7 protein-coding genes are annotated in these 8,548 nt (G+C 40.1%); 4 read left to right on the forward strand and 3 right to left on the reverse strand.

What is annotated here, in order from left to right:
* Window positions 1-15: 15 nt before the first annotated feature.
* Window positions 16-447: a thioesterase family protein gene (locus FTU64_RS13925; RefSeq protein WP_180060086.1), complete on the reverse strand. Its 432-nt coding sequence runs from the start codon at window positions 445-447 to the stop codon at window positions 16-18.
* A 36-nt stretch (window positions 448-483) separates the two neighbouring features.
* Complete coding sequence (locus tag FTU64_RS13930; RefSeq protein ID WP_180055180.1) at window positions 484-1,644, reverse strand: iron-containing alcohol dehydrogenase; 1,161 nt, start codon at window positions 1,642-1,644, stop codon at window positions 484-486.
* Between the two features lie 118 nt (window positions 1,645-1,762).
* Between FTU64_RS13930 and FTU64_RS13935 the strand changes: the two genes are divergently transcribed.
* The 4 genes from FTU64_RS13935 to FTU64_RS13950 are packed head-to-tail and all read left to right on the forward strand — an operon-like array spanning window position 1,763 to window position 5,527.
* Window positions 1,763-2,278 carry a low molecular weight protein-tyrosine-phosphatase gene (locus FTU64_RS13935; RefSeq protein ID WP_111884272.1) on the forward strand — a complete coding sequence of 172 codons (516 nt, stop codon included), beginning with the start codon at window positions 1,763-1,765 and terminating at the stop codon, window positions 2,276-2,278.
* 9 nt (window positions 2,279-2,287) lie between these two features.
* On the forward strand, window positions 2,288-3,322 hold the full coding sequence (gene murB, locus FTU64_RS13940; RefSeq protein WP_180055182.1) for a UDP-N-acetylmuramate dehydrogenase: 1,035 nt from the start codon (window positions 2,288-2,290) through the stop codon (window positions 3,320-3,322).
* Between the two features lie 22 nt (window positions 3,323-3,344).
* Window positions 3,345-4,484, forward strand: a complete 1,140-nt coding sequence (locus FTU64_RS13945) for a YdcF family protein (RefSeq protein WP_180055184.1) — start codon at window positions 3,345-3,347, stop codon at window positions 4,482-4,484.
* On the forward strand, window positions 4,484-5,527 hold the full coding sequence (locus tag FTU64_RS13950; protein ID WP_168377747.1) for an alpha/beta hydrolase: 1,044 nt from the start codon (window positions 4,484-4,486) through the stop codon (window positions 5,525-5,527). Before FTU64_RS13945 ends, FTU64_RS13950 begins: the two co-directional genes overlap by 1 nt.
* A gap of 444 nt (window positions 5,528-5,971) precedes the next feature.
* On the opposite strand, the gene FTU64_RS13955 is transcribed toward FTU64_RS13950, so the two are convergent.
* Window positions 5,972-7,642, reverse strand: coding sequence for an FMN-binding glutamate synthase family protein (locus tag FTU64_RS13955; protein ID WP_078188593.1), 1,671 nt, complete (start codon window positions 7,640-7,642; stop codon window positions 5,972-5,974).
* Between the last annotated feature and the right edge of the window lie 906 nt (window positions 7,643-8,548).

Below are 8,548 nucleotides of genomic sequence, written 5' to 3' on the forward strand. Positions count from 1 at the left end.
AGCTGGATATAAAAATTAAAGTAAAAACTGAGTTAAAGCATCTCGCATTTCATCGGGTATCGAGGTGCATTTTCTTGTTTGGCGGTCGACAAACACATGTACGAAATGTCCTTGGGCTGCAGCCTCATTTTGTCCTTGTTTAAAAATAGCCAAGTCATAGCGCAGTGAAGAATTACCAATTTTTTCAATCGCAACCCCAACTTCAATGATTTCTGGATAGGACAGTTCTTGTAAAAAACTGCAGGCTGAATCGACCACTAAACCGATGATCGGGGTATTTTGCAAATCAAAACCGGCATGTTGAATCAAGAGTGCATTTGCAGCGGTATCAAAATAGCTGTAATAGGTGACATTATTAACGTGGCCATACATATCGTTGTCTGCCCAACGCGTTTGGATTGGAAATAAAAATCGATAGTTTTGGCGGCGTTTAGTTTCAGGTTTCATCGTTGGTATTTTCTTTATTTCAAAAATGAGTGAACTTTAGGCATAAATTGATTGGTAAATCTGGCGTGCATCTTCAAACTGCAGTTCTCGCGGATTATTTTGTAATAGTCGTGTTTGTAATAATGCGTCTTCTGCTAAACGATCGAGCATATTTTCAGGCACATTCAGTTGGCTGAGTTTTAGCACCAAACCGCTCTGATCTAAATGATTTTGCATATGATCAATAAATAAATCACATAAACCATCGGTACAGCCCGTACTGTATGGGTCTAGCCAACTCATAAGTTCTGCATAATGCTGCTTGGCCTGAGGTGCATTAAACTTTAACACTTCAGCGAGAACCAGTGCATTGGTATGACCATGCGAGAGATGAAAGTGTCCACCGAGTGGATAGGCGAGTGCATGCACCGCTGCAACTGGTGCATTAGCAAAGGCCTGACCTGCAAGCATTGAACCGACTAGCATGTGCTGACGCGCTTCGAGGTTATGTCCATCTTGTAAAACCACTGCTAAGTTTTTATTTAATAAACGCAAAGCTTGTTTGGCGAGCATATCCGCATACGGATTTTTTTTAATTTTTGACGTATAGGCTTCAATGGCATGCACCATGGCATCGATACCTGTCGCTGCGGTAATATGTGCGGGAAGATTTAAAGTAAAGTTCGCATCGAGGATACAGACATCGGCATACAGTACAGGGGAGACGATACCAGTTTTGGTGGTTTCACCTGTAGTGACGATAGAGATTGGTGTGACTTCAGAGCCGGTCCCTGCCGTTGTCGGGATCAAAATGAGCGGTAAGCGTGGTCGTTTTGCATTAGCAACACCATATAAATCACTGATCTGTTGTGTTTGCTTAGGATGAGCCAAGATCGCGATAATTTTAGCCACATCCATTGAACTGCCACCGCCAAAACCAATAATCAAATCTACTTTTTCATTCTTGGCAAATTGAACTGCATCCAAAACTATATGTTCTGCAGGGTCAGCTTGAATACTGGAATAAATTACATAGTCTTGATGGATACTTTCTAAAATATCCAAAATGGGTAAATGTAATTGTTGTTGCAACATACCGGGGTCGGTCACAAACATGACACGTTTGGCTTGAAAGTCGCCTAGGACCTCTCTCAGTTGGGAAATAGAGCCTAAGCCTGAAATAATATTGCTGACGGTTTGAAACTGAAATTGACTCATTGGCTTATCCCTAATTTTTTATATCCAAATAAACATTATTCTTGAGTGTTGATATAGGATTCATCCTGTAAATAACTTAACATAAGACGCTTGAAATAAAAGTAGTCTTGAGGTTGTTATGTCATCCAGCACGCCATATAAGGTGTTGTGTGTTTGTTTAGGAAATATTTGCCGTTCACCTACGGCTGAAGTGGTTCTCAGACATTTTTGTGATGAAGCGCAACTCAATATTCACGTCGACTCTGCGGGTACGAGCAATTATCATCCGGGCAAAGCGCCTGATCTTCGTAGCCAACAGCATGCAAAATTACGAGGCTATAACTTATCTGCATTACGCGCACGTCAGTTAACGGTTCATGATTTTATTGAATTTGATTTGATTTTGGCCATGGACTACGAAAATTTAGACAATATTCAAAACCTCATGCAAAAGGCGCAGCAACAATTCGGTCAACTACGTGCACAAGTGTCTTTGATGAGTCAACATGATCACCAATATCCGCAACAAGAAGTACCAGATCCGTACTATGGTGGTGATGCAGGGTTTGAACATGTATTAGATCAATGCGAATCTAGCAGTCAGGCTTGGGTCAATTATTTAAAAACTCAGTTACAAGCACAGCAAAAAAATTAAGGTTTAAGAATGCAAATTCAAACACAGGTTCAGCTTAAGCCATTTAATACATTAAGCCTCGATGCTGTAGCATCTCATTATGTACGTGTTCAATCGGTAGAAGATATCCAAGCAGCGCTCGACTTTGCCAAAGCTGAGCAATTAAATGTATTGGTACTTTCAGGAGGCAGTAATATGCTGTTGCCTGAGCAAATACATGCTTTAGTGATGCATATGGATATTCAAGGGATTGAATATGTACAAGACGATGCCGATACACAGACTTTAAAAGTGGGTGCAGGGCAAGTGTGGCATGACTTTGTGCTATGGACGACGGCACACCAGTTTTATGGCTTACAAAATTTAGCATTGATACCCGGTTTAGTCGGTGCTTCACCTGTGCAAAATATTGGAGCTTATGGTGTTGAGGCGGGTGAATTTATTGAATCTGTGCAGGTCTATGACCGAGTAACAGAACAGCAAAGTAGTATTAGCGCTGCCGATTGTCATTTTTCATATCGCCATAGTATTTTTAAAGATGAGCCAGAGCGTTTTATTATTACGCATGTGACTTTTAAACTTTTAAAACATGCCGATTTAAAATTAAATTATGGTGATTTAAAGCAGGCGGTAGGCGAAGACTTAAGTGCAGAAAACCTACAACAACAAGTCATTCATATCCGTCAAACCAAACTTCCAGATCCGAAAGAATTTCCAAATGTCGGAAGTTTCTTTAAAAATCCTGTGATTAGCCAGCAAGCCTTTGACCAAATTGCGCTGCAATTTCCAAATTTACCCCATTATCCACAACCGAATAATGCGGTAAAACTGGCAGCTGGCTGGTTGATTGATCAAGCGGGTTGGAAAGGGAAATCTGTGGGTTCAGTGGGTATGTTCCATAAGCAAGCTTTGGTGTTGGTCAATTATCAGGACGCCACGCTGCAAGATGTACGTACAACTTACAAAGCTGTACAACATGATGTTTTTGAAAAATTTAATATTGAACTACATCCTGAGCCTGTATTATTTGATACAAATGGCTTGATTCGATCTCACGCAGATTAATAAAAACATAGGTTTTAGATTTATGCATAAAACACATTGGATGGTTCGCTTAGTACAAATTGCCGCAGTGCTATTTGTACTTTTGGGCTGTCTGATGATTTTTATCTATACGCCGTTTTATTCTAAATTGATCGTTAAAAGTTTAAATTATTTCGTTCCTGTAGAAGTCAATCAGCTCGCAGCGCAAAGTCAAAAACTCGGTGCTTTGAGTGATGATGATAATTATGAGCCGGGTTCTGACTTATGGATCGCGCGCCAAGCGTATTTAAAACTCATGGAGCAAGCCATACAGTCTGATGAGCCTCAAGACTTGACCCTTATACAAGCGCGTTATAAGGCTTTACAGCAGCTCATTGAAGAAGAACATGAAAAAGAAATAAGTGATAATCAAAAGGACATACCGAAAGTTCCTTTGCTGAATCCTTCTGCATCCGAGGCGGCATCCTCTGAAGCAATGGCGGAAAATCCTGCTCAAAAAATGAAAGAGCTGCTCGAACTCAATAGTGCGGAAAATAAAGGACTCATGACGCAATATACAGAGTTCTTAAAAACTCATGAAATTGAACAAGCTGCTTCAGAAGCGGAACCGATCGATGATGAAACCTATCTTGATCTAGCCAAAATGAAAGATAAAACCCTGAAGCAGCCAACCGCAGATCCGTATGCGATCGTGGTGTTAGGTGGTGGCTTAACTTTAGATAAAAATGATAAAGATATCGTGGTGAATGACTACACACGACTTCGACTGGAAAAAACACTCGATGTCGAACGCGCACATAAGTTACCGATTGTACTGAGTGGTGTGGAAGCACCGTATATGCAAGCTTGGTTAAAGCAATATGATGTCGATGCGAAATTGCTTGAAAACCGGAGTATGAATACTTGCGAAAATTCACGCTTTAGTTCGTTATTGTTACAGAAAAAAGGCGGCGCACCGACGGTTATTTTAATCACCGACCAATATCATATGCCTCGAACACGGCGTTTATTTGCATTAAATGGTATTGAAACCATTCCTGTTGTTGCACCTATGCCAACGACATTAACCACATGGCGACCAAGTGAAAAAAATTATGATCATAGTCGTCGTGCCAATTATGAATTATTAGCTACCTTACGTGACGTTTGGTTTGGCTCAAGTGACTGTCGGGAGGTCCCATAATGTCAGATATCCCATTTCTTAATCCTTCGATTCTTAAACAATTAGATCTTCCAGTTCCAAGTCGAGAATTAACCCCACAATTATTAGAACCGCTAAATTTAAATCGGCCGTTTGAGCCTAGTGTCGAAATACAATCTTATCGACGACTCTACGGCTTAGATGCCTTGAACTGCGAACATTGGCAAGGCTATGTAGAAATGCCTTTGTTCAAACTACATGTACAAGTGTTTCAACCGAAACTAAAGGCTGAAACAGATGTCATTAAAGGCACTGTATTTTTATTACATGGTTATTTAGAGCATAGTGGAATATATCAGCCGATTATTCGTGAGCTCTTAGATCAAGGTTTTAGTGTTTTGACCTATGATTTACCGGGGCATGGTCTAAGCAATGGCTCGCCAGCCAGTATTCAAAACTTTGACCATTACCAACAAGTTTTGGAAGCGGTATATCGTTATGTGAAACATGCAGCTCAATTACCGACACCGTGGTTAGGGATTGGGCAGAGTACGGGTGGTGCGATTTGGCTGCATCATCTGTTAGATTTTGCTGAACATCGCAAAAACCCTTATGTCGAACGAGTTTTATTATTATCTCCGCTGATTCGCCCTGCAAAAACGGCATGGTGGCATAACTCGGTTGGATTAGGCATTATTCGTCGTATTAAACGTGAAGTGCCACGTCATTTTAGACGGAATAATCACAACCCTGAGTTTTTACGTTTTGTACGTTTAAAAGATCCTCTACAACCTCGAATGATGGGGATGGACTGGATTTTGGCCATGTCAAAATGGATGCAGGAAATGGAAGAGCGACCTGCATGTCGTATTCCAGTGTGGTTAGCTCAAGGCGCACAGGATCAGACGGTGGATTGGCGTTATAACATTGAGTTTATACGTCGTAAATTCCGTTTACAGACGCTTCTCATGCTTGAAGAAGGTTCACATCAGCTGATTAATGAACGTGCCGATATTCGTGCTGCATTAACAGGTTTGATCCCGGCATTCTTGCATGCTCAATCGAATAGTAAGTCTTATTACTAACTGATGTTACGCACGTAAAAGTAATTACGCATTTTTAAAATGATTTTTAATTTTATTCGACGGAGTCTTACATCTAGAGATTAAATAAAAGGATTAGCCTTCGGCTGGAGGTACTCTTACGAAACATTGTTTCTCATTAGGCAAAATGAGAAGCAAAGCTTCGCAAGGAAACCATCTTGCGGTGCAATGCACCTCACTGACAAAACTCGTTCACTAGCATCTACTTATTCAAACTATCGCAAAAACTTTTTTGATTAGATGTCGTCCTGTCTCAAACACTTGCGGATGACGTTGCCGCGTATCGTTCTTTTATTTGAATCAAATTGCGCTTCTGGTGTTACTGCGTAACATTAGTTACTAATCAGGACGTTTATAAATGAATCAGTGTTATTGATCTAGACGAAAAAAAAGAGGCGTAGTCGCCTCTTTTTTATGCGGTAAGGATTAGAACTTTTCTAGATGGGCCATATTCCACATACGGAAATAGAAGTTTTCCTCATCTTTATTTTCACAGCTGAGTAGCTCCCCATCTTTTAACCAAAAATGTAGCTGTGCATAGTTTTTAATTTCACGGTTATTAATCCGCTGCGCTAGATGGTGCGCACGGATATCTGATGGATGTTGTAAACCTGCTGAGGCAATAAGTTCAGATAAGCCATGCAAGGTATTTTTGTGGAAATTAAAAACACGTTCTGCTTTGGTCGGAACATGGATGGCTTTTTGACGGTCTTTGTCCTGCGTTGCAACGCCAACTGGACATTGGTTGGTATGACAGCTTTGAGCTTGAATACACCCGACTGCAAACATAAAGCCACGAGCTGAGTTGACCCAATCTGCGCCAATCGCCATGGTACTGGCAATATCAAAAGCACTAATAATTTTACCACTGGCACCGACTTTAATTTTTGAACGCAAGCCTGCACCAATCAGGGTGTTATTGACAAAGAGTAGGCCTTCACGCAGTGGTGTCCCCATATTATCAATCAGTTCTATAGGTGCAGCGCCAGTCCCACCTTCAGAACCATCCACCACGATAAAATCAGGTGTGATCCCCGTATGTAACATGGCTTTTACGATACTCATAAATTGCCACGGTTGCCCGATACACAGTTTAAAACCCACAGGTTTGCCTTCTGACAGTTCGCGCAATTGCTGAATAAATTGCATCATTTCTATAGGGGTGCTAAAGGCAGGATGGCTAGATGGCGAGATACAGTCATGTTCACGGCTGACACCACGGATTTGAGCAATCTCTTCGGAAATTTTGTCTTTAGGTAAAATGCCACCATGGCCTGGTTTTGCACCTTGAGATAATTTGATCTCAATCATTTTGACTTGAGGGTGCTTGGCTTGTTCAGCAAAACGTACAGGGTCGAATTGACCATCAATCGTACGGCAGCCAAAGTAACCACTACCGAGTTCCCAGACAATGTCGCCACCATTTTCCAAGTGATACGGACTAATACTGCCTTCACCGGTGTCATGGTAGAAATTGCCCATTTTTGCGCCTAAGTTTAAGGCACGAATGGCATTGGCACTTAAACTACCAAAGCTCATCGCAGAAATGTTTAATATCGATGCGCTATACGGTTGCTTGCATTGTTCATTGCCAATGTTAATACGGAATGTTTCAGGAATGGCAGGAATGCAAGGTGACAAGGAGTGATTAATAAAGCGGTAATCATTTTGGTAAACATCAACAATTGAACCAAATGGTTTATCTGCATTTTGGTTTTTTGCACGTTGATAGACCAAACTACGCTGCATACGAGAAAAGGGCAGAGCATCTTGATCAGATTCAATAAAATATTGGCGAATTTCAGGTCGAAATTCTTCAAATAGAAAACGAAAGTGCCCCATGATGGGGTAATTTTTTAAGATCGAATGTTTGTTTTGTATGACGTCATACAAACCCAATAAACTCAAAAGCCCAGTAATGACCCAGATACTATTCAATAAGGTTTGTGGAATGAAATATTGAATATAACGAGGGGAATAACCTAAATGAAAACTCGAAATGAGTAGGAAGATAAAAATACAAGCAAACCAAATGGAATGCCGAGAAAAAAAAGTATTTAGTAGCTTGTGGCGAATAGTTTGCGCTGGACTGGCCATATTTTGAAAAATCTTATTCAGCTCATTTGCTCATAATTTGCCGAGTTTATGCACAATGCTCAAGCTTTAATTTGTTGATTCAGTGTAGCATTTATAAAAAGCAGCACTGAAGTTGAATGATTTTTTCATTTAAAGCCAAATGAGATAAGAAAAGCAGGATTGTTCTTTAAGAAAATTTATGAAAAGTAGCGCGGTTCTTGTTATTTCACAGTGAACAAAATGGAGGTTATAGTGATTTTACTTTCTAAACACGAGGTGCTGAATATGACTATGAAATCTATTCGTTATAATAATGCCGACCTAGCCTGCCTATGTCAGTAATTGATTATAGCCATGAGAAATTAGCGCTACGGCATAAGGTATTCAGCAGATACGTATGCTGTAGTTCCTTTGACCTAAACGACTAAAATTACAAAAATATTCTAAGAAATTATCCAGTCCCAGCGTTGGGACTTTTTTATGTGTTGATATTTTAAGGGAAAATCTAAGCATAAATAATGTACTAGATATTCATTATGCGTTAGAAGTTGTCACCTCAAATAAAAGAATGATACGCGGTAAGGTCATCCGCAAGTGTTTGAGACAGGACTACATTTATTTAAAAATGTTTTTGCGATACTTTGAATAAGTAGACGTTAGTGAACGAGTTTTGCGGATGACAATGGTTTTGGGTACTTTTGCCGAAACAAAAGTACCTCCAGCCGAAGGCTAATTCCTTTATTTAAACCCTAGATGTAAGACTCCGTCGAATAGACTTAAAAATCATTTTTAAAATGCGAAATTAGGGTCTGTTGACATTTGTTGATTAAAAAAATAGCGAGATAGTAAAATTAAATCGCCAAACCCAATTTTACACTCGCTATGCCTCGAACAATGCTAAATGATCAACACTGGTCCAAGTTACTT

This window comes from Acinetobacter sp. YH12128 (assembly GCF_013418655.1).
Taxonomy (GTDB): domain Bacteria; phylum Pseudomonadota; class Gammaproteobacteria; order Pseudomonadales; family Moraxellaceae; genus Acinetobacter; species Acinetobacter amyesii.

Coding starts and splice junctions, on each gene's coding strand:
- FTU64_RS13930 (WP_180055180.1), bottom strand. CDS start 1,644: ATGAGTCAATTTCAGTTTCAAACCGTCAGCAATATTATTTCAGGCTTA.
- FTU64_RS13935 (WP_111884272.1), top strand. CDS start 1,763: ATGTCATCCAGCACGCCATATAAGGTGTTGTGTGTTTGTTTAGGAAAT.
- FTU64_RS13925 (WP_180060086.1), bottom strand. CDS start 447: ATGAAACCTGAAACTAAACGCCGCCAAAACTATCGATTTTTATTTCCA.
- murB (WP_180055182.1), top strand. CDS start 2,288: ATGCAAATTCAAACACAGGTTCAGCTTAAGCCATTTAATACATTAAGC.
- FTU64_RS13955 (WP_078188593.1), bottom strand. CDS start 7,642: ATGGCCAGTCCAGCGCAAACTATTCGCCACAAGCTACTAAATACTTTT.
- FTU64_RS13950 (WP_168377747.1), top strand. CDS start 4,484: ATGTCAGATATCCCATTTCTTAATCCTTCGATTCTTAAACAATTAGAT.
- FTU64_RS13945 (WP_180055184.1), top strand. CDS start 3,345: ATGCATAAAACACATTGGATGGTTCGCTTAGTACAAATTGCCGCAGTG.